Origin of the sequence: Arthrobacter sp. BL-252-APC-1A (assembly GCF_009696625.1) — a bacterium.
GTDB lineage: Bacteria > Actinomycetota > Actinomycetes > Actinomycetales > Micrococcaceae > Arthrobacter_B.
Map to the genome: position 1 here is coordinate 1 of NZ_VULS01000010.1, position 21884 is coordinate 21884.

15 protein-coding genes are annotated in these 21884 nt (G+C 64.4%); 3 read left to right on the forward strand and 12 right to left on the reverse strand.

Annotated elements, in window-relative coordinates:
• Positions 1 to 364: 364 nt before the first annotated feature.
• From glgB to FYJ28_RS14180, 3 genes are read right to left on the reverse strand one after another with little or no spacing between them, the layout of a single operon-like run.
• On the reverse strand, positions 365 to 4183 hold the full coding sequence (gene glgB / locus FYJ28_RS14170) for a 1,4-alpha-glucan branching protein GlgB (protein WP_154579759.1): 3819 nt from the start codon (positions 4181 to 4183) through the stop codon (positions 365 to 367).
• Positions 4180 to 5949, reverse strand: coding sequence for a maltose alpha-D-glucosyltransferase (gene treS, locus FYJ28_RS14175; protein WP_326831738.1), 1770 nt, complete (start codon positions 5947 to 5949; stop codon positions 4180 to 4182). The genes glgB and treS overlap by 4 nt, the downstream gene beginning before the upstream one ends.
• Positions 5943 to 8000, reverse strand: a complete 2058-nt coding sequence (locus FYJ28_RS14180; protein ID WP_326831739.1) for an alpha-1,4-glucan--maltose-1-phosphate maltosyltransferase — start codon at positions 7998 to 8000, stop codon at positions 5943 to 5945. The genes treS and FYJ28_RS14180 overlap by 7 nt, the downstream gene beginning before the upstream one ends.
• 191 nt (positions 8001 to 8191) lie before the next feature.
• Here FYJ28_RS14180 and glgP point away from each other — a divergent pair, with 191 nt between their 5' ends.
• Positions 8192 to 10816 (forward strand): alpha-glucan family phosphorylase, encoded by a 2625-nt coding sequence (gene glgP, locus FYJ28_RS14185; protein ID WP_326831740.1) that lies wholly within the window; start codon positions 8192 to 8194, stop codon positions 10814 to 10816.
• Between the two features lie 86 nt (positions 10817 to 10902).
• On the opposite strand, the gene glgX is transcribed toward glgP, so the two are convergent.
• The 6 genes from glgX to FYJ28_RS14215 form a co-directional block, all read right to left on the reverse strand.
• Complete coding sequence (gene glgX / locus FYJ28_RS14190) at positions 10903 to 13005, reverse strand: glycogen debranching protein GlgX (RefSeq protein ID WP_154579761.1); 2103 nt, start codon at positions 13003 to 13005, stop codon at positions 10903 to 10905.
• A 27-nt stretch (positions 13006 to 13032) separates the two neighbouring features.
• Positions 13033 to 14019, reverse strand: coding sequence for a 23S rRNA (guanosine(2251)-2'-O)-methyltransferase RlmB (gene rlmB / locus FYJ28_RS14195; RefSeq protein ID WP_055240758.1), 987 nt, complete (start codon positions 14017 to 14019; stop codon positions 13033 to 13035).
• A 101-nt stretch (positions 14020 to 14120) separates the two neighbouring features.
• Positions 14121 to 15563 carry a cysteine--tRNA ligase gene (gene cysS / locus FYJ28_RS14200; RefSeq protein WP_055240757.1) on the reverse strand — a complete coding sequence of 481 codons (1443 nt, stop codon included), beginning with the start codon at positions 15561 to 15563 and terminating at the stop codon, positions 14121 to 14123.
• A 51-nt stretch (positions 15564 to 15614) separates the two neighbouring features.
• A complete protein-coding gene (gene ispF / locus FYJ28_RS14205; RefSeq protein WP_055240756.1) occupies positions 15615 to 16100 on the reverse strand; it encodes a 2-C-methyl-D-erythritol 2,4-cyclodiphosphate synthase in 486 nt (161 codons plus the stop codon).
• Positions 16101 to 16105: 5 nt separating this feature from the next.
• A complete protein-coding gene (gene ispD, locus FYJ28_RS14210; RefSeq protein WP_055240755.1) occupies positions 16106 to 16870 on the reverse strand; it encodes a 2-C-methyl-D-erythritol 4-phosphate cytidylyltransferase in 765 nt (254 codons plus the stop codon).
• 107 nt (positions 16871 to 16977) lie between these two features.
• The gene (locus tag FYJ28_RS14215) at positions 16978 to 17460 is read right to left on the reverse strand and encodes a CarD family transcriptional regulator (RefSeq protein WP_055240754.1); all 483 of its coding nucleotides are present in this window, start codon (positions 17458 to 17460) and stop codon (positions 16978 to 16980) included.
• Between the two features lie 240 nt (positions 17461 to 17700).
• Between FYJ28_RS14215 and FYJ28_RS14220 the strand changes: the two genes are divergently transcribed.
• Positions 17701 to 18234 (forward strand): hypothetical protein, encoded by a 534-nt coding sequence (locus FYJ28_RS14220; protein WP_055240753.1) that lies wholly within the window; start codon positions 17701 to 17703, stop codon positions 18232 to 18234.
• A gap of 102 nt (positions 18235 to 18336) precedes the next feature.
• On the opposite strand, the gene FYJ28_RS14225 is transcribed toward FYJ28_RS14220, so the two are convergent.
• Together FYJ28_RS14225 and FYJ28_RS14230 are read right to left on the reverse strand one after the other, a co-directional pair.
• Entirely contained in the window at positions 18337 to 19017 is a 681-nt protein-coding gene (locus tag FYJ28_RS14225; protein ID WP_154579762.1) for a response regulator transcription factor, read from the reverse strand.
• Position 19018: 1 nt separating this feature from the next.
• A complete protein-coding gene (locus FYJ28_RS14230) occupies positions 19019 to 20212 on the reverse strand; it encodes a sensor histidine kinase (RefSeq protein ID WP_326831741.1) in 1194 nt (397 codons plus the stop codon).
• A gap of 174 nt (positions 20213 to 20386) precedes the next feature.
• Here FYJ28_RS14230 and phoU point away from each other — a divergent pair, with 174 nt between their 5' ends.
• Complete coding sequence (gene phoU, locus FYJ28_RS14235; protein WP_055240750.1) at positions 20387 to 21049, forward strand: phosphate signaling complex protein PhoU; 663 nt, start codon at positions 20387 to 20389, stop codon at positions 21047 to 21049.
• A 72-nt stretch (positions 21050 to 21121) separates the two neighbouring features.
• Here the strand turns inward: phoU and FYJ28_RS14240 are convergent, their stop codons facing one another.
• Entirely contained in the window at positions 21122 to 21877 is a 756-nt protein-coding gene (locus FYJ28_RS14240) for a phosphoglyceromutase (RefSeq protein ID WP_055242110.1), read from the reverse strand.
• Positions 21878 to 21884: the final 7 nt, after the last annotated feature.

Below are 21884 nucleotides of genomic sequence, written 5' to 3' on the forward strand. Positions count from 1 at the left end.
GAAACCAGCTAAAAAAACCATCCACACCCACGGGGTGGGCAGGACAGCCAATTCAACCAATCAATAAATAATCGGTATCAATAAACTTGGCACACTATTGAGTTCTCAAACAACAGGCACATCCGGCACCGGGAGAGCTGTGATTCCGTGGAATCTTGTGCTCTCCGTCGCTCCGGAGCAACTTTTCTAGCTTAGTACCTCTCGGCAGTCGGTGTCAAACCGGCCGTTTTCGCGATACTCGCTGCGGATCTTGCGATCCTCCGCGCTTCCCGGTTCCCCGTTCTGCGCGGATATAAACTCTAGCACGGTTTTGGGGAGGCTGCGAACGCCTCCCCAAAGCCGCGGAAGAGGGGTACGTCCGCGCCTACTTCCGCGGCGTCAGGTACAGGATGCCCAGGGGCGGAAGCCGCAGCGCGGCAGATGCCGGCTGGCCTTCGAACCCGCCTTCTTCCGCGACCACCGCGCCCATGTTCCCCACCCCGGAGCCGCCGTACTCGGTGGCGTCGGTGTTCAGCCTCTCGACCCATTCCCCTGCCCAGGGCAGGCCCACCCGTATTCCCTCATGCGGGGCGCCGGAGAAATTGGCGATGCAGACCAGCGGATTGCCCTGGCTGTCCCAGCGGATGAAGGAGAGAACGTTGTGCGCGCCGTCGTTCTCGTTGATCCACTGGAATCCGGACGGATCGTTGTCCCGTGCGTAGAGCGCCGGGGTCTCCCGGTAGATATCGTTCAGCTCACGGACGAGCAGCTGCACACCGCTGTGCTGCGGGGTTTCCGTAAGGTACCAGTCCAGACCGTACTGTTCGGACCATTCGGCTTCCTGGCCGAACTCCGTGCCCATGAAGATCAGCTGCTTGCCCGGGTGCGCCCACTGGAACGCGAGGTACGCGCGGACGTTCGCCAGCTGCTGCCACCTGTCCCCGGGCATCTTGCGCAGGAGCGATCCCTTGCCGTGCACCACTTCGTCATGGGAAATCGGGAGCAGGAAATTCTCGGTGAAGGCGTACACCAGTGAGAACGTGAGCTTGGAGTGGTGGTACATCCGGTTGACCGGGTCTTCGGACATGTACTCGAGAGTGTCGTTCATCCAGCCCATGTTCCATTTCAGGCCGAATCCGAGCCCGCCGGAACTGGTGGGAGAAGTAACCCCCGGGAACGCCGTCGACTCTTCCGCAACCATGACGATTCCCGGGACCCGCCGGTATGCGGTGGCGTTGACTTCCTGCAGGAAGGATATGGCTTCCAGGTTCTCCCGGCCGCCGAACTGGTTTGGCCGCCACTGGCCCTCTGGGCGGGAGTAGTCCAGATAGAGCATGGAAGCGACGGCGTCGACCCGGAGCCCGTCGATGTGGAACTCCTCCAGCCAATAGATGGCGTTGGCCACCAGGAAGTTCCGTACCTCCCGCCTGCCGTAGTCGAAGATCAGGGTTCCCCAGTCGGGCTGTTCACCGCGCATCGGATCAGGGTGCTCATAGAGCGGCTGACCGTCGAAGTTCGCCAGCGCCCAGGAATCCTTCGGGAAGTGGCCCGGAACCCAGTCCAGGATGACGCCGATGCCGGCCTGGTGCAGGGTGTCCACCAGGTACCGGAAGTCATCCGGATGGCCGAACCGTGCGGTGGGAGCGTAGTAGCTGGTGATCTGGTAACCCCAGGAACCACCGAAAGGGTGCTCCGCAACAGGCATGAACTCAACGTGGGTGAAGCCCTGCCACGTCACGTATTCGGCCAGCTGTTTTGCCAGTTCCCGGTAGTCCAGGCCCAGCCGCCATGACCCAAGGTGGACTTCATAGACGCTCATCGGCGAATTGTGCGGGTCCCGTTCCGCACGGGCCGTCATCCAGTCCGCGTCTTCGAACCGGTAGGTGGATTCGACCACCCGGGAACCGGTCAGCGGCGGTGCTTCAGTTCCCTTGGCCAGCGGGTCGGCCTTCTCCCGCCACACCCCGTCCTGCCCAAGGATCTCAAACTTGTAGCGGGAGCCGGGCTCGACGTCGGGGATGAAGATTTCCCAGACCCCGGAGCTTCCCAGGGACCGCATCGCGTGGATGCGTCCGTCCCAGGCGTTGAAATCGCCCTCGACCCGGACGGCCTGCGCATTCGGCGCCCACACCGCGAAGCTGACTCCATCCACTTCGCCGAGAACCGAGTTGTAGTGGTGCGGATTGGCACCGAGCACCGTCCAGAGCTTTTCATGCCGGCCTTCACCGATCAGGTGCAGGTCCATTTCGCCCAGGCTGGGCAGGAACCGATAGGGATCATCAAATGTTGCCGGCGGAACGCCGTCGTACGAAACTTCCAGCCGGTAGTCCGGCACCTGTCCGGCCGTCTGGGCAGGGAGGGTGCCCACCCAGATTCCGTTGTGCTCGTGGTGAAGCGGCACCCGGCCCTCAGTCGTAACCGCAGTAACCTCCCGTGCCAGCGGGCGGAGCGTGCGGATGGTGACCGTCCCGTGGTCGTCCAGGTGCGCGCCCAGGACGGCATGGGGCTGGTAATAGCTGCCGTTTGAGACAGCATCCAGGACGTCCTGCGCCACCGGGAGCGGGTTGCCTCCTGCCGGAGCCGGGGCCGAGGCCGGTGAGGAGTCTGCGCCGGAAGCATCCGGCACAACAGTGGCAGTACCCGACGCCGCGGCGGCCGCATGCCGGGGGTTTGCCGCTGGATCCGTCCTGGCGTCCTTGGGCTGGTTTGATTTGGAATTCGGGGTCTTGTTCACGGGGCTCACTTCCTGGCCATTCGGCGGATCCTGCTGCAGGCTGAGTTCTTCAAGTACCTGCCGGGCGGCTGTTGCGGGCACTTCAATCCAGGCCGGTCGATTACGGATCTCGTAGACAACTTCGTACAGGGCCTTGTCCAGCCACAGGGCGATGTAAAGCGGGTCGGCGCGGTTGATGTGCGTCCCGGTTTCCTTCTCATAGCCGCGCAGGAAGGCATCGGCGGCGCTCTGTGCCCAGGCCATGGCCCGCGCCTTGCGCCCGGCGTTTTCCACCAGGTCTTCGGGGCCGGCACCGGAAGAGCCGATAATCGCCACGGCGGCGGCATAGTCAATGGAGCGCAGCATGCCCACCACGTCCCGCAGCGCGACGTCAGGAACGCTTCGTTCGGCCGCGGGGCGAAGCGGTTCACCTTCAAAGTCCAGCACAGTCCATCCCCGGGACGGCGAGTGCAGCACCTGTCCCAGATGGTAGTCGGCGTGGATGCGCTGCAGGTTCGGCAGGGCCGGGAGCTCCTCGACTGTGGCCAGCAGCTGGTCAACTACCTGGTCGTATGGCCCAACATAGCTTCGGGCTTCCTCCCATTCCCACTTCAGCCGGCGGACCAGAGAGGACAGGAACTCTGCCTGTTCAGCGGGCGTGGGCTGGTGTGCCCCAAAAGCTGCTTCCAGCTGGGAATGGATCCGCCCGGTGACGGCGCCCAGTTCCTCGGCTTCCGCGGTGAAGTCCCGGCCGGAGACAGCAGCAGAGGAGGCGGTGCGCCAGGCGTCCTCGCTGTTGGGGACGAACTCGCGCAGCACGCTGACGTCACCGCTCACCCAGGTGCCGGAACCGGCGTCGTCATAGACGTCCTGCCAGCTGCCGGTGACCCAGCCGAACGTGGCAGGCACGTCCTGGGACCCGCCTTCGGTCAGTTTGGCGCTGACCAGGACGTCCGGGCTTTCCCCGGCCGCCAGCACACGGTAGAACTTCACGATCACCGGCGCCCGCTCGGTGGCGGCAATTACCGAGGTGTTGGACTGTTCGCCCTTCAGGACACGGATCGGAAGGATCTCCTCGAAGGGATCCCAGTCGGCGAATCCGTCCAGGGCATAGCCGTGCGTGCGTCCGTCCAGGGAACTGGCCTGCGCGCGCATGGTCTCAAGCCACGCAGTGACGAACACCGGGTCGGCGGTCGCGTCGTAAAACCACTGCCGGCCCTTTTCTTCGTGCTCCACCACACCCATCAGCGCGCCGTCGAGTTCTTCAACCGGCGCAGGTCGAGCGCTGACCGGAACGCTGATGATGTCCACCCGCCGCCCGGATTCAACCGAGACGAAGTGCACGTTCATCTGCACGGCACCGCGTGGATCAGCGAGCTCTATCCCCCCGACCCGGCGAAGGACCACATCCTTTCCCTTGGCCGGAAACCATCGCTGCCGGGGCAGCCAGGCAGTGAAAATTTCGGGCAGGGTCGGGATGGTGTCTGTCATTTCGACGTGGCCTCCGAGGCGAGTATCAGCGGGATTGCTTCGGTCTGTGGAGAGCTTGGGTTGGATCTCGCCGAGCGCAGCCGCAGCCAGTAGAAGTCGTGGCTGCCCAGGGTCAGGGTGAGCGAACCGTCCTCACTGAACGTGGGGAACGGCGTGCCTCCGAAGGCATCCCTGAGACCGCGGCTGGCGAACTCGGGCAGGTTCACCGTGGCTGCGACCGGGTGCTGGGAGAGGTTGAAAATGCAGAACATGGTCTCCCCGACCTCCCCTTCCGGGTTGTCCTCCGGCAGCTCGCGCAGGAATGCCAGCACCGCTTCGCTGTCCGTGGGGACATTGCGGTAGGAGCCCAGTCCAAACGCCGGATGGGTCCGGCGGACCATGATCATCTGGCGCATCCAGTGCAGGAGCGAGCTTGAGCTCGCCAGCTGCGCTTCAACATTCACGTGGTTGTAGTGGTACACCAGCGACTGGACCACGGGCAGGTAGACCTTGCCCGGATCAGCGGTGGAGAAACCGGCGTTGCGGTCCGGGTTCCACTGCATGGGTGTGCGGGAGGAGTCACGGTCCTCAAGCCAGATGTTGTCGCCCATCCCGATCTCATCCCCGTAATAGAGGAACGGGCTGCCGGGGAGGGAGAGCAGGAGCGCGTGGATCAACTCAATCTCGGACCTGGAGTTGTCCAGCAGCGGCGCCAGCCGGCGCCGGATGCCGATGTTGGCCCGCATCCGGGAATCCGGTGCGTACCAGCCCAGCATCGCCTGGCGCTCTTCGTTGGTGACCATCTCCAGCGTCAGCTCATCGTGGTTGCGCAGGAACGTGCCCCACTGGCTGCCCGCCGGGATATCCGGTGTTTCCTCCATGGTCTGGATGATGGGAGCGGCTTTTTGGTCCCGCAGCGCATAGAAGAGCCGGGGCATGATCGGGAAGTGGAAGCACATATGGCATTCCGGCCCGGTTTCGTCGCCGAAGTACTCAACGACTTCATGCGGCATCTGGTTGGCTTCCGCGACGATCACGCGTCCGGGGTAGTTCTCGTCCACCATGGTCCGCAGGTCCTTCAGGAACCAGTGGGTGGCAGGCAGGTTCTCGCAGTTGGTGCCGTCCTCTTCGAAGAGGTAGGGGATGGCATCCGCACGGAACCCGTCAATCCCCTGGTCCAGCCAGAAGCGGACGACGTCGAACACCGCCTCGACGACCTTGGGATTCTCGAAGTTCAGGTCCGGCTGGTGGCTGAAGAACCGGTGCCAGTAGAACTGGCGCCGCACCGGGTCGAAGGCCCAGTTCGATTCCTCGGTGTCCACGAAGATGATCCGGGCGTCTTCGTACTTCTGGTCAGTGTCGGACCAGACGTAGAAGTCCCCGTATGGACCGTCGGGATCATTGCGGGATTCCTCGAACCAGGGATGCTTATCCGATGTGTGGTTCAGCGGCAGGTCGATGATGACGCGGAGGCCGCGGGCGTGGGCCTCGGCAACCAGCCGCTTGAAGTCGCTGATCGTTCCGAACTCGCTGAGCACGTCGTAGTAATCGGAGATGTCATACCCGCCGTCACGCAGCGGTGACTTGAAGAACGGCGGCAGCCAGAGGCAGTCAACGCCGAGCCACTGCAGGTAATCCAGCTGGGAGATCAGGCCCGTGAAATCGCCGTTGCCGTCGCCGTTGGAGTCACGGAATCCGCGGACCAGCACCTCGTAGAAAACAGCCTTTCGGTACCAGTTCGGGTCGTTCGTCAGTCCCGGTGCGTGCAGCTGAAAAGGATTTACCACTGGGTTCCCCTCCGTACTGCGAGAACATGCGCCGGTTCATAGTGCGCGTCCAGGCGTACGTAGTTGTACTGGCCCCAGCGGTAGCTGGCACCGCTGATCAGGTCGTCAACCCAGAACGTTCCGTCCTCGTTGAAGTCCTGCGGCGCAAGGTGCAGGGCGTCCAGGTCCAGTGTCACGGTGCACTCGCGTGCACTGTGCGGGTCAGTGTTCACCACAATGATGAGCGTGTCCTTACTGCTTGCATCGGTTAGGTCGATTTGCTTGTGCTTGGAATAGACGACCGTTGCCTCATCCGTGCTGGAATGCACGGTGAGGTTCTGCAGGTCCCCCAGTGCCGGGTGGTCGTGGCGGATCTTGTTCAGCCGGGTGATGTACGGAGCCAGGCTGCGGTTTTCCGCTTCAGCTGCGGCAAAGTCGCGCTGCTTGTACTCGAACTTCTCGTTGTCGATGTATTCCTCGGCCCCGGGGCGGGCAACGTGCTCATAGAGTTCGTAGCCGGCGTACATGCCCCACAGCGGGCTGGCGGTTGACGCCAGGACCGCACGGATCTTGAAGGCGGGCGGACCGCCGTACTGCAGGAATTCGGTGAGGATGTCCGGAGTGTTGACGAAGAAATTGGGACGGAAGAACGCGGCGGTTTCCTTCGAGACCTCGGTGAAGTACTCCTCGATTTCCTGCCGCGTGTTCCGCCAGGTGAAGTAGGTGTAGGACTGCTGGAACCCGGCCATGCCCAGGGCATGCATCATCGGGGGACGGGTGAAGGCTTCGGCGAGGAAGACTACGTCCGGGTGCTCCCGGTTCACCGTGGTGATCAGCCATTCCCAGAACCGCAGCGGCTTGGTGTGCGGGTTGTCCACGCGGAAGATCTTCACGCCGTGGCTGATCCACATCAGCACAATCCGCAGGATCTCCTGCGACAGGCCCTCGTAGTCGTTGTCGAAGTTCAGGGGATAGATGTCCTGGTACTTCTTCGGCGGGTTCTCAGCGTAGGCAATAGTGCCGTCTACCCGGGTGGTGAACCACTCGGGATGCTCGGTGACCCAGGGGTGGTCCGGGGATGCCTGCAGGGCAAGGTCGATGGCCACTTCCAGCCCAAACCCCTCCGCTGCCTGGACAAAGAAATCAAAGTCGTCGAAGGTTCCGAGGTCCGGATGGATCGCGTCGTGGCCACCCTCAGCGGAGCCGATCGCCCACGGAGAACCCGGATCCTGCGGACCCGCAACCAGTGTGTTGTTCGGCCCCTTGCGGAACGTGGTGCCAATGGGATGTATCGGCGGAAGGTAAATGACGTCAAAACCCATCGCGGCCACCCGGTCCAGGCTGCGTGCAGCGCTCCGGAACGTTCCGGAAGTCCAGGATGCTGTTGCCGGGTCGAAGGAAGCCCCTTCAGAACGGGGGAAGAACTCGTACCATGCTCCGCGTCCGGCGCGGTCCCTTTCCACCTTCACCGGGAACCGCTGGGACGGGGTCACAAGGTCGCGGATGGGTTCCCGCTCCAGGACTTCGGCAAGTTCGGGGCGGCCGGCCGCAGCGAACCGCATTCCCGGATCAAGTGCTGTGTCCTCCAGGACACGGGCCGTTTCGCGCAGAACGGCGGCGTCCGCTTCGTTCCGCCCGGCTGCAGCAGCACTGAAAAGCGCGGCGCCTTCTGCGAGCATCAGCTCGACGTCGATTCCGGCCGCTATCTTCACGTCGGCATTGTGGTGCCAGGTACCGAAGAGATCGGCCCAGCCTTCAACCGTAAATGTGTAGTCGCCGGTCGTTTCAGGACGCAGCTGGCCCTCCCAGCGGTCCAGGCCCTGGCCAACCGGGTGCATGCGCCGGCGCTGGACTTCCTGGCCCTGGGGGTCATAGAGCACGGCAGAGACCCCCACCAGGTCATGGCCTTCGCGGAAGACCGTCGCCCCGATTACTAGGTCTTCACCGGGGACCGCCTTGGCGGCAAAACGGCCGCACTGGATCACCGGAGACACGTTGAGAACAGGAATCCGGCCGAACCGGAGTTCCGTGGCGGGCTGGACATTAGATGGCAACGCGCTGGATGAGGTCACAGACTAGACGTTAGCGACAATCAGGGCAGATTGCTAAGGGCACGTACTTTTTGCAGTATCGATACTGGTCAGAGCACCCTCCGGAGAAATCACCGCAGGTGGGAGCGGGGTGGAAAGAATCCCGGTTAAATCCCTGTTGCTTTTGCGTGACACACACCACCTCCCGGAGGAACTGCGCTAGCCTAACGGGGGTGAAGGCAATCCGAAGGTTTACCGTCCGCACCGTCCTTCCCGGCAGCATTGCGCCGCTTGCCAGGCTGGCCGGCAACCTGCGCTGGAGCTGGCATCAGCCCACCCGGGACCTCTTCAAGGACCTGGACCCCCGGATCTGGGCCGAGAGCGGCCACGACCCCATCCGGGCCCTGGGCATGGTCAGCCGCCAGACCCTGGAACGAATCTCGGGCGATCCCGCTCTGGTGGAGCAGATCCGCTCCCTGGACGAGAACCTGGAGCACTACCTCACCGCCCCTCGCTGGTATCAGTCGCTCGGCGAAGACGCTCCGCGTTCGATCGCCTATTTCTCCCCCGAGTACGGCATTTCCGCCGTACTCCCGCAATACTCAGGCGGCCTGGGCATCCTGGCCGGCGACCACCTCAAGTCGGCGTCCGACCTGGGCGTGCCGCTGGTCGGCGTTGGTCTGCTCTACCAGGCGGGCTATTTCAAGCAGTCCCTTTCCCGTGACGGGTGGCAGCAGGAGACCTACCCGGTCCTTGACCCCAACGGCCTGCCGCTGACCCTGCTGCGCGAAGAAGACGGAACTCCCGCCCGCATCAGCCTGCCGCTGCCGAACGGGCGGCACCTGATGGCGCAGATCTGGCGCGCCGACGTCGGGCGCGTTCCCCTGCTGCTGCTGGATGCGGATGTACGCGGCAACGACGACGCCGCCCGCGGCATTACGGACCGTCTTTACGGCGGCAGCGGGGACCACCGGCTGCAGCAGGAGCTTCTGCTGGGCATGGGCGGGGTGAAGGCACTGCGTGTCTTCGAACGTCTCACCGGTGCTCCTGCCCCGGAGGTCTTCCATACGAATGAGGGCCATGCGGGCTTCCTTGGCGTGGAGCGCATCCGGGAGCTGATGGACACGGGCATGCACTGGGAAGAGGCACTGACCGCTGCCCGTGCCTCCACGATCTTCACCACGCACACTCCCGTGCCGGCCGGAATCGACCGCTTCGACGTCGGCGAAGTGCGGCACTTCCTTAATGCCGGACTGGCCCAGTCGGTTCCAACCAACAAGGTGCTTGCCCTGGGTGCCGAGGATTACGAGGGCGGGGATCCGAACGTCTTCAACATGGCGGTCATGGGCCTGCGCCTGGCCCAGCGCGCCAACGGTGTCGCAAAGCTGCACGGGCAGGTCTCCCGTGAGATGTTCTCCGGTCTCTGGCCGGGCTTTGACGTCTCAGAAATCCCCATCACCTCCGTCACGAACGGAGTACACGTTCCTACCTGGGTGGATCCGGAACTGACCGCCCTCGCCCAGGACCAGTTCGGAGTGGCCACCGTCCACGACCGCGACTGGACACGGGCGTACGAAGTCGACGACGAGGTCCTGTGGGACCTGCGGCGCAGGCTGCGCATGAAGCTGATCGAGGACGTCCGGCACCGGGTACGGTCAGCCTGGCGCAAGCGCGGCGCCCCGGACGCTTCGCTGGGCTGGACCGACGACGTACTGGACCCCGACATCCTGACCATAGGCTTCGCCCGCCGGGTGCCGACGTACAAGCGGCTGACGCTCATGCTCAGGGACCCGGCCAGGCTCAAGGCCCTGCTGCTCCATCCGGACCATCCGGTGCAGCTCGTGGTGGCAGGCAAGTCCCACCCTGCTGACGAGCAGGGAAAGCGGATGATCCAGGATCTGGTCCAGTTCACCGACGACCCGGAGGTCCGGCACCGGATCGTCTTCCTGCCGAACTACGACATCGCCATGGCGCGCACCCTGTTCCCGGGCTGTGACGTCTGGCTGAACAATCCCATCCGTCCGCTTGAGGCTTCGGGCACGTCGGGCATGAAGTCCGCCATCAACGGCGGGCTAAACCTGTCCGTGCTGGATGGCTGGTGGGACGAAATGTACGACGGCGAGAACGGCTGGGCGATCCCGTCCGCCAACCCGCGCGAAGGAACCCATACCCGGGAGCTCTACACCGCCGACCAGCGGGACGACATTGAAGCTGCCGCGCTGTATGACCTGCTGGAGAACACTGTGGCTCCGATGTTCTACGGCCAGGAACCCTCGGCAGACGCTGGTGCGGCCGGCCCCTCGGAGGCTCCCGCCGATTCCCTGCCCCACGAATGGCTGGAGATGGTCAAGCACACGCTGGCTGAGCTTGGCCCGAAGGTCTCCGCCAACCGAATGCTGCGTGACTACGTCAATAACCTTTACCGGCCCGCCTGCCAGTCCGGCCGGGCGGCTGCAGCCGACCAGTACCAGGCGGCACGGGAACTGGCTGCCTGGATTATGCGGGTCCGCGATGCCTGGGGCGGAGTCAACGTTGAGCACGTGGATTCGATTGGCATCTCGGACGCCCCTCAAATCGGGGACACTCTCACAGTCCAGGCTTACGTGAGCCTGGGTTCGCTGAAACCGGCAGACGTAGTGGTGGAAGCCGCCTACGGGAAGGTCTCCGGCGCTGACAAGCTCAGCGACCACCAGCTTCTTGACCTCTCCGTCGCCGAAGACCTCGGCTCCGGCAGGTTCCTGTACTCGGGAGAAATGCCAATCGAGCTGGCCGGACCGTTCGGATACACCGTGCGGGTGCTCCCGTACCATTCCGGGCTGGCGTCCAAGGCAGAACTGGGGCTGGTCGCGAACGCCTAAGCACCCCCACACAGCAGCACGCCTGCACCCGTGACGGGTGCCGGCGTGCTGCTTTTCCGGTCTGGGTGCGCCGGTGGCGCGGGCGGCTAGATACGGTAGACGCTGATCGAGTTTCCTTCGATGTGGTCTTTTTCCCCGGGCGCAAGGCGTGCGCCGGTGCGGCGTTCTTCCGGATCAGCTGTGGCGAACACGAGTTCGTAAAAATGGCCTTCGTTTGCCGTGACTCCTGCATCGTCCAGGGTGGCACGGCTCGGCAGCACAATCTGTTCTGTTTCCTGTCCGCCGTTGATTACCATAAGCCCGGCACGCTCGCCCTGGCCGGAGCCGATGAGCAGCTGAAGCACACGGCAGCCAGGATCGTGCCACGCAGCGTCAGTCATGGGCTGTCCGGAAGCATCAAACCAGAGCAGGAACGCGTCCCGCGGATCAGCGGGGAAGGCATAGGGCTGGCGTGCAAGGAACTCCCTTCGCAGGCGGACCAGCGCCGCGGTGGCAGCAAACATGCGCCGCGCGTCGTCGTCGTCCTGCCAGGACAGCCAGGCAGTCTTGTTGTCCTGGCAGTAGGCGTTGTTGTTCCCGTGCTGGGTGCGGCCGACTTCATCACCGGACGTGATCATGGGAACGCCCACGGAGAGCAGCAGGGTAGCCATGAGGTTTCGCGCCGTCTGCCGGCGGTGCGGAAGGATCCGCGGGTTGTCAGTCGGGCCTTCAATGCCGTGGTTCCAGCTGCGGTTGTGGCTTGAACCGTCCCGGTTGTCTTCGCCGTTGGCCTGGTTGTGCTTGTGGTTGTAGGTGGTGAGGTCCGCCAGCGTAAAGCCGTCATGCGCTGTCACCAGGTTTACGGAGGAAAGCGGGGTCCGTTCCGAACGGGCAAAGAGTTCTGCCGATCCTGCCAGAGCAGTGCCAAGACGGGCCAGGGACCCTGCCGGCTCTCCAGCTGCCAGGGCAGCCTGGTCAGCCAGCCAAAAGTCCCGGACCGTGTCCCGGAAATGGTCGTTCCAGTCTGCCCAGCCCGGCGGGAAATTGCCGGTCTGCCAGCCGTCCGGGCCCAGGTCCCACGGCTCCGCAATCAGCTTGATCCCGTGCATGACCGGGTCCGTGGCCAGCGCCACCAGCAGCGGATGCCGCCGGTCGAAGCGGTTCTCCGCATCCCTGGCCATGGTCGGTGCCAGGTCGAAGCGGAAGCCGTCCACGTGGTACTCGCGCACCCAGTAGCGCAGCGAATCAAGCGTCATCTGGATGACGCGGGGTTCGCTGAAGTCCAGGCTGTTGCCGCAGCCGGTGGTGTCGATGTACCGGCCGTCTGAGTCATGCCGGTAGTAGGTCTCTTCCCCCAGGCCCCGCCAGGACAGAGCAGGCAGGTCCTTCCCGCCTTCGGCAGTGTGGTTGTACACGACGTCGAGGATCACCTCGATGCCCGCGGCATGGAGGTTCTTCACCATGGTCTTGAACTCATCCTGTACCGCCTGCGGGCCGGCGGCCTGGGCGGTGGGGGTGGCATAGTCCGTGTGCGGGGCAAAGTAGCCCAGGGTGTTGTAGCCCCAGTAGTTGGAGAGCCCGAGTTCCTGGAGGTGCGGCTCGTCGATGTGGAAGTGGACCGGAAGCAGTTCCACGGCCGTGATCCCCAGGTCCTGCAGGTACCCGATGGTGGCCGGGTGGCCCATCCCCGCGTAGGTGCCCCGAAGGTCTTCCGGCAGCGCCGGGTTGAGCTTGGTCATACCCCGGACATGGGCTTCATAGATGACGGAATCGCGCCACCGTGTGTGCGGGGGTTCATCGTTCCCCCAGTCAAAGTCCGGGGTGGTGGCCACTGAGAACCACAACGGTTCCCTGTCCTCACGCTGGACCGTGTCGATTCCCCGCCCGTACGGGTCAAGGAGCAGCTGGAAAGAACCCGGTTCGGCCGGCAGGTGCGCGCCGTGGCCCCAGAATCCGTAGCGGATCCCCGGGCGCAGGCCTTCCACCCGGCCGTGGTGCACGCCTGCCGAACGCCGCTCGAGCAGGGCCGAAGCCCATTGCCCGGGCCGCGGTTCGAACCAGACATCCACAGCTTCGAGACCGGGGGCAAAAACGGACACGTTGACGGCGCCCGGAACATCCGGGACGCCCGCCACGCTGCGGTGGACTCCCAGGGGGAAAGCCCGGGAGATTCGCTGTGTCTGCCTATCTCCAGTTACGACGTGTGCCATGAATGCCTCTCCGGCGCTCCGCGAAGGTCAGGCTGAGCGCTGACGCGAAACTTCGTAAAGGGTGATCCCGACGGCCATGGAGGCGTTGAGGGATTCCATGGCGGAGTCGATCGGGATTGAAACAATCTGGTCGCAGTTTTCCCGGACCAGGCGGGACAGGCCCTTGCCCTCGGAACCCACCACAATGCAGACCGGGTCCTTGGCCAGGGCGAGGTCCGGAAGGGAAACGTCGCCGTCGCCGTCCAGGCCCAGCACGAAGATTCCCATCTTCTTGAAGGTCTTCAGCGTGTTGTTCAGGTTGCCGGCGCGTGCCACCGGAACGCGGACGGCAGCACCCGCGCTGGTCTTCCATGCTGAGGCGGTGACGCCGACCGAGCGGCGTTCGGGGACTACAACACCGTGGGCGCTGAAAGCTGACGCCGAGCGGATAATCGCACCAAGGTTGCGGGGATCGGTGATTCCGTCCAGGGCAACGAAGAGCGGCGCGTTGGCGATGTGGCCCTTCTTCCAGGACGCGATTGTCTCCTCGGCGAGGTCGATCGGGTCTGCGTACTCATAGGGCGGGATCTGCAGCACCAGGCCCTGGTGGACGGCCTCGTTGGTCATCCGGTCCAGCTCGGGCTTGTGCGTTTCCATCACAGGCAGGCCGCGCTCGGCTGCCATCTTCAGGGATTCGCGGACGCGGTCGTCCATGTCGATGCGGACGGCAACGTGCAGCGCCTTCGCCGGAATGCCGGCGCGCAGGGCTTCCACCACCGAGTTCCGGCCGGTAACGACTTCTTCAGCCACTTTGCCGCGGGCAGGGGCGTTGCGGCCGCCGGGGCGCTGGCCGCCGTGCTTGGCGGCAGAGCGCTCGGAGAGCTGCTTGCTCTTATATGCCTTGTGGTAGGGGCGGTCTTCAGCCTTGGGCGTCGGTCCTTTGCCTTCGAGGGCCTTGCGCCCGAGGCCGCCGGTCCCCTGGCTGGGGCCCTTTTTGGCTTTGCGCACTGCGCCGGGTCGTCCGTGATTGGCCATGGGTATATACACCTTAAGTAGAAGAAAGCACTACTCCTAGTTTACGCAGGCTGTCCCAAACCCGTGAGCCGCAGCCAAACCAGTTAGCCCAGAGCTAACGCCTACCCTTGTTCCAGGGACCAAAGTGCCCCGTCGGCAGTGTCTTCCACGACCACCCCGGCGGCTGCGAGCGAGTCCCGGATCGCGTCGGCCCGGGCCCAGTCCTTCGCTGCGCGGGCTTCGCTGCGCTCCCGGAGCCGGTCCTGGATCAGGCTGTCCAGCGCTGTGTGTTCAGGACCTGCCGCAGCACCGGATGACTGGACGGCGTCCAGTCCCAGGACTGTTGTCATGGCCCGGACCTGCGCCAGGGCGGTCCGCACGGTATCCAGGTCCGACGCCGCGAGGGCGGTGTTGCCGGTTCGCACGGTTTCGTGCAGCACGGCAAGGGCCTGCGGGACGTTGAGGTCGTCATCCATGGCGGCGCCGAATGCTTCCGGGACATCCGCCGGGTTTGGCGCCTCGTTCTCTCCCACCTTGGCGGCGGCCTTGGCGATGAAACCGTCGATCCGCTCTACTGCCGCCGCGGCTTCCTGCAGGGAGGTGGGCCGGTAGTCCAGCACGGAGCGGTAGTGTGCCTGGCCGAGGTAGTACCGGACGACGCGCGGGGACGCCTCAGCGAGCATCTGCGAGGGGCTGATGGTGTTGCCGATGGACTTGGACATCTTCTCGCCCTCGAAGGTGACCATGCCGTTGTGCATCCAGAAGTTGGCAAACCCGTCTCCGGCAGCCTGGGACTGTGCCATTTCGTTTTCGTGGTGCGGGAACCGCAGATCCAGTCCCCCGCCGTGGATGTCGAAGCGCGGACCGAGGTACTTGGTGACCATGGCGGAGCATTCCAGGTGCCAGCCGGGCCGGCCGCGGCCCCACGGGCTGTCCCAGGCTGCCGTTTCGGGATCCGTGTCCTTGTGCCCCTTCCACAGCGCGAAGTCCCGCGGATCGCGCTTGCCCCGCGGATCGGCGTCGGGGGCTGCCTGCATGTCATCAATGTTCTGCCGGGTGAGCGAGCCGTAGGCGGGCCAGGACCGGACGTCGAAGTACACGTCTCCCGAGTCGTCCAGGGCGGGATAGGCATGTCCGGCCTCGATCAGGCGCTGGATGAGCGCGTGCATTTCCGGAATGTGGCCGGTTGCGCGGGGTTCGTAGGTGGGCCGCTGCACGCCCAGTGCGTCGTAGGCGCGGGAGAATTCCTGCTCGAAGCGGTAGGCCAGCGCCCACCACTCTTCGTCGGGCACGACGCCGTCCGCCGGCTCTGCGCCAACGGATGCGGCAGCCTTGGCCAGGATCTTGTCATCAATGTCAGTGACGTTGCGGACGGTGGTAACCCTGAAGCCGCGGGCCTGGAGCCAGCGGGTGAGCTGATCGAACGCGATGGCCGAGCGGATGTGCCCCACGTGCGGCAGCCCCTGCACCGTGGCACCGCAGTAGTACAGACTGACCTGCCCGGGGATCAGGGGCTCGAAGTCCCGGATGCTGGCTGTCGCTGTGTCATAGAATCTCAGGCTCACTGCTCTAGGCTACCGCGTGGCACCTGCCCCGCCCGCAGGCAGGTTACGCCTCTACCCGGCGACGACGACGGCGGTGGCCACGGCGGCGATTCCCTCGCCGCGGCCGGTGAAGCCCAGGCCGTCAGTCGTGGTGGCTGAGACACTCACGGGTGCACCCGCTGCCTTGGTGAGGACAGCTTCGGCTTCGGCGCGCCGGGGGCTGAACTTGGGGCGGTTGCCGATCAGCTGCACGGACACGTTCCCGATGCGGAAACCGGCCTCGCGGACCAGCCGTGCCGCTTCCGCCAGGAGAACGGTGCCCGCGGCTCCGGCGTACTCCGGCCGGTCGGTGCCGAAGTGCGATCCAAGATCTCCGATACCGGCAGCAGAGAACAGCGCGTCCGCAGCGGCGTGTGCCACGACGTCGCCGTCGGAATGCCCGGCGAGGCCACGCTCTCCCTCCCAGAGAAGGCCCGCGACCCACAGCGGGCGCGGAACGTCGTCGGGAGCGAAAGCGTGTACGTCCGTACCGATTCCGGTGCGGGGCAGGTTCTCCATGCGGCCTAGTCCTCCTGCATGCTTGAGCCGCCGCCAAGGACTGCTTCGGCCAGAAGCAGGTCAAGCGGCGTGGTGATTTTCAGGGACATGGCGGAGCCTTCAACGACGTGGACCGTCTCCCCCAGGCTTTCGGCCAGCATCGCGTCGTCTGTGATCGCTGCGGCCCGCTGCTCATCGAAGTCCGACGCCGCGGCGTGGGCGCGGCGCAGGAGGCCTGCGTCGAACCCCTGCGGTGTCTGAACCGCCCGGAGGCTTGCCCGGTCCGGTGTCCCGGTGACGCGGGCGGGGGCGGGATCATTCTCCGCGCCTGCTGCCAATTCAACGGCTTTGACGGTGTCCACCACAGGTACTGCCGGAATCACCGCGCCGGCACCTGCAGCCAGGGCCGCCGTGACCCGGTGAAAGACCTGGACCGGCGTCAGCGCGCGTGCCGCGTCGTGGACCAGGACGGCGTCGAGGTCCTCCGGCAGGGCCCTGAGCGCAGCACGGACCGAGTCGGAACGGGTCGCTCCGCCGTCCACTACCTCGATCGGGCAGCTAAGGGGGGTGGCAGCACAGAGTGCGCGGAGTGCCGTGTCCGCGGCCGGGACTGCTACTGCGATGTACGAGGCAACACCCGAGGCCTCAACACCCCTCAGCGCGTGGGACAGGAGCATTTCCCCGGCGAGGGGAACCTGGGCTTTCGGCATTCCGTAGCCAAGGCGCTGGCCGGACCCGCCGGCCACAAGGATGACGCCCACACGGAAGGGGCCGGGAGTGGATTCAGACACAGACCAAGCCTAGTGCCATGACGCCGCGGCGGCCGTCGAGGGGGTAAAACCGGTGCTTAAACCAGTGCTGCCGGCCCGCTAAGCGGACCGGCAGCTGGAATCAGGGCCTAGCTGGAAAGGACTTCGTCCAGTACAGCGGCAGCCTGGTCCTCGTCTGTCTTTTCGGCCAGGGCAAGCTCCGAAATGAGGATCTGGCGTGCCTTTGCGAGCATGCGCTTCTCGCCCGCGGAAAGACCGCGGTCGTGGTCGCGGCGCCACAGGTCGCGGACGACCTCAGCAACCTTGACTACGTCGCCCGAAGCGAGCTTCTCCAGATTTGCCTTGTAACGGCGGGACCAGTTGGTGGGTTCCTCAGTCAGTTCTGCACGGAGGACATCGAAGACGTGCTCGAGGCCTTCCTTGCCAACGACGTCGCGAACCCCAACAAGGTCAACGTTTTCAGCCGGTACTTCAATGGTCAGATCACCCTGTGCCACCTTAAGCTTGAGATACATTTTCTCTTCGCCCTTGATGGTCCGCATCTTGATTTCTTCAATCTTCGCGGCACCGTGGTGAGGGTAAACTACTGTCTCGCCAACCTCAAAAACCATGTGGACTTTCCCCTTTCCCGACCCCTAGTCTAACATGCTGGCGACACGCCGAGAAGAGTTTGCGCAGGTCAGGGGCCTGAGCCCAAAAACTGAGTATGATTCAGCCCTTCGCCCGCAGCCTGCTGAGTAGTTTTAACAGGCTCCCTGACGTAGCGAAATCCATGTTTTCGGGGGTTTGCCGATAGGCTAGGTGCAAACATCCCTCGGTCCTTGGACCGCCACCCTTCAGGAGTTTGTGCTGTGATTTTCACATCCAGGAACCGGGCGCGGAACGCTGCCGCCGCCGGTGTTATTGCGCTGTCGCTGCTGGGCGCCACCGGTTGCAGTGCCGTGAACGATCAGGCAACCACCATGGAGTACTCCCCGTCCGACGGCATCGTCCAGGACCTGGGCGACCTGCAGCTGCGCAACATCCTGGTGGTCAGCGAGGGTGACGGTGAGCCCGGACGCCTGATGGGCACCGTGATCAACGACTCTGCCGACCCGATCAACTTTGAACTCTCCGTTGGCGGTTCCAACCTGTCCTGGAACATCCCCGGCGGCGGCAAGGTTGTCTACGACGACGCCCCGCAGGCTGAGGTCCTTGTAGAGGCCGTCAACGTCCTTCCGGGCACCGGCATCCGTGCCGAAGCCAAGGACGGCTCTGAAACGGCAACCCTGAACCTCCCCGTCGTGGACGGCCAGGTTTCCTACTACGAGGATTACCTGCCCACCCCGGAGCCCACTCCTTCCGAAGAGCCTGCAGCCGAGGCCACGGAGACCCCTGCCCCGTAGCGGCAGCCGCGCCTTCGGCGCCGGAGCTCCACACCTAAAACATAAAGAAGGTCCGCCCGGTTCTACCGGGCGGACCTTCTTTATGTGCGCTCTGCCCGGGCGTCAGGCTTCGAATTTGTAGCCGAGACCGCGCACAGTGACAAGGTGCGCCGGCGCCGAGGGGTCCGGCTCGATCTTGGCGCGAAGCCGCTTCACGTGCACGTCCAGGGTTTTTGTGTCCCCGACATAGTCCGCTCCCCAGACCCGTTCGATCAGCTGGCCCCGGGTCATGACCCGCCCGGCGTTCCGCAGCAGCATTTCCAGCAGCTCGAATTCCTTTAGGGGCATGGGTATGTTTTGCCCGCTGACGCTCACCACATGCCGGTCTACGTCCATGCGCACCGGCCCCGCCTGGACCGTGGCTCCGCCCAGGTCTCCGGAGTCGCTGCGGCGCCGCAGCACAGCCCGAACCCGCGCCAGCAGCTCCCTTGAGGAGTACGGCTTGGTGACGTAGTCATCTGCGCCGAGTTCCAGACCCACCACCTTGTCGATTTCGGCGTCCCGGGCGGTGAGCATAATGACGGGAACGTCCGAGCGCTGACGAAGCTGCCGGCAGACCTCGGTCCCGGATTGCCCGGGGAGCATCACGTCAAGCAGCACCAGGTCCGCCCCGGACCGGTCAAACTCGGCAACGGCGTCCAGACCGTTGTCCACCACTGCGACCTCGAAGCCTTCACGTTCAAGAAGGTAGGACAACGGGTCGCTGAAGGACTCTTCGTCCTCCACAATCAGGATCCTGCTCAACTCACTCCTTGCCGGCCGGCGCAGCAGCGCCGTCTGTCCGCGGCGGGGAATCCGCCATTTCCTCTGAATCCGCGGCATCCATTTCGGGGAGCCGCACGGTGAAAGTGGAACCCTGCCCCGGCTGGGACCAGAGATTCACCTCTCCGCCGTGGTTTGAAACCACATGCTTGACGATGCTCAGGCCCAGGCCGGTGCCGCCGGTATTGCGTGACCGTGCCGAGTCGATCCGGTAGAACCTTTCGAAGACACGTTCCTGGTCGTCCGGGGCGATCCCGGGCCCGCGGTCGGTAACCGTGACCTGTGCCAGGCCGTCGCGTGAGCGGATGCCCACACCCACCTGGCTGCCTTCGGGCGAATAGCGGATGGCATTGTCGATCAGGTTGCGGAAGGCCGTGGTGAGCATCGGTCCGTCGGCATACACCGGGTTATCAGCACTGCCGCCCATCACCACCGTGATATTCCGCTTTTCCGCCGGAAGCCGGTTGGCCTCGACGGCGTCGGCCACCAGCTCGTTGATGTCCACAGGCTCCGCGTGGTCCACCATGTCGGTGCCCTGGAGGCGGGAAAGCTCAATGATGTCCTGTACCAGCGCGGAAAGACGCACTGTTTCCTTGTGCATCCGCTTCGCGAACCGGCGCACCGCTTCTTCGTCAGCCGCGGCGTCGTCGATGGCTTCCGCAAGGAGCGAGATTGCCCCCACCGGGGTCTTCAGTTCGTGGGAGACGTTGGCAACGAAGTCGTTGCGCATTTCCTCGGTCCTGGTTGCCTCAGTACGGTCATCGGCCAGGATGAGGATGTACTCCTCGGCAATCGGGGCGACGCGCAGCTGCAGGATCAGGCTGGCTTCCCCCAGCAGGCCGCGGTTCAGTTCCACGTTCCGTTCCTCGATCACGCCGTCCCTGCGGACCCTCGCAGTCAGCGCCAGGACTTCTTCCTGCATCAGCGTGTGCCCGCGCACCAGCCCAAAGGCGTACGCACCGGGACTGGCCCGGACAACGCCGTCGATCCCGTCAACAACGATGTAGGCGCGGCCAAGGACGCCAAGGATCTCCGCGGCACCCTCGGAGAGCGCCGGTTCATCCACTTCCGCCAGATTGCGGCGGTGCCGCTGGCTGGAGACATAGGCGACGACGCCGAAGACACCAACGGCCAGGCCGAGGATGCCTGAGAGCAGGCCCAGCAGTACAGGATTCACAGTCCTAGCTTAGGCTGAGCGACTCATACCGGTTGGCTCTCCAGTGGCATTCGACCAACCGTTAAACTAACGTTCACTTCAAGAGGGTCGAGAGTTAACCGGATGCTGGCAGCATGATTGGAGCCGCAGGGCCGGTTGCCGGCCCTGTAAGAGTTGATCGAAAGGACGCATTAAGTGCGCAAGGTTTTCCAGGCCGAGCTTCACCAGATCGGTGAGGAGCTGACCCAGATTTCCCAGCTCGTCACCGAAGCGATGAAGAAGGCGACGCAGGCGTTCGAGACGGCCGACACCGAACTGGCACAGGACGTCATCGCCGCGGACGCCCGCATCGACTTCCTGCAGAACGACCTCGACGAGCGTGCCATCGACATCCTGGCCCTCCAGGGCCCGGTAGCCAGTGACCTCCGCATGATCGTCGGCTCGCTGCGAATGAGCGCCTCGCTTGAGCGGATGGGCGATCTGGCACGGCACATCGCCCAGCTGGCCCGCCTGCGCTACCCGGCCAACGTTGTGCCGGAGAACATGGTGGAGACGTTCAAGGAAATGGCACGCCTGGACATCGCCATTTCCGAGCTCCTCACCGAGCTGCTTGAGACCCGCAACCTGGATCTCAGCAAGGAGATTTACGCGCACAACACGCGGATCAACGAACTGCATGCCGGTGTGTTCAAGGCCGTTGCTTCCACCGACTGGAACAACTCCCCCGTGACCACCGTGGACCTGACCCTGGCAAGCCGGTACTTCGAACGGTTCGCCGACCACGGAGTTTCCGTCACCCGGAAGGTCAACTACCTCGTGACCGGTGAGTGGCAGCCCATCTCCGAGAGCGCCGTCTAGGACGCCCGGACCACACCAGACAAAGAAGGTGCCCTTCCCTGCGGGGAAGGGCACCTTCTTTGCAGCCCGGGACTACTTCTTCTGCTTGCCCTGGTTGGCAACGGCCTGGATGGATGCCGCGGCGGCTTCCGGATCCAGGTAGGTGCCGCCGGCCTTGACCGGCTTGAGGTCTTCGTCGAGTTCGTACACCAGCGGGATACCCGTGGGAATGTTGACGGCCGCGATGTCGGCGTCGGAAATCCCGTCAAGGTGCTTGACCAGGGCGCGCAGCGAGTTGCCGTGCGCAGCGATCATCACCGTCTTGCCGGAGCGGATGTCCTGGGAGATGTCGCTTTCCCAGTACGGGAGGAAGCGCTCCAGCACGTCCTTCAGGCACTCGGTGCGCGGCTTTTCCTCGTCGCTGAGGTCGGCGTAGCGTGCGTCGTGCGCCTGGGAGAAGTCGCTGTCGTCCGGCAGGGGCGGCGGCGGGGTGTCGTAGGAACGGCGCCAGAGCATGAACTGCTCCTCGCCGTATTCGGCCAGCGTCTGGGCCTTGTCCTTGCCCTGAAGCGCCCCGTAGTGGCGTTCGTTCAACCGCCAGCTGCGCTTGACATCGATCCAGATGCGGTCGGCTTCGCCAAGCGCGATGTTGGCCGTGTTGATGGCCCGCTGCAGCCGCGACGTGTAGAGGATATCCGGGAGGATGTTGTTCTCCACCAGCAGTTCACCGGCTCGGAGAGCCTCGGCCCGGCCCAGGTCCGTGAGATCCACATCCACCCAGCCGGTGAAGAGGTTCTTTTCATTCCATTCACTCTGCCCGTGGCGCAGAAGGATCACTTTGTAGGTCATAAAAGCA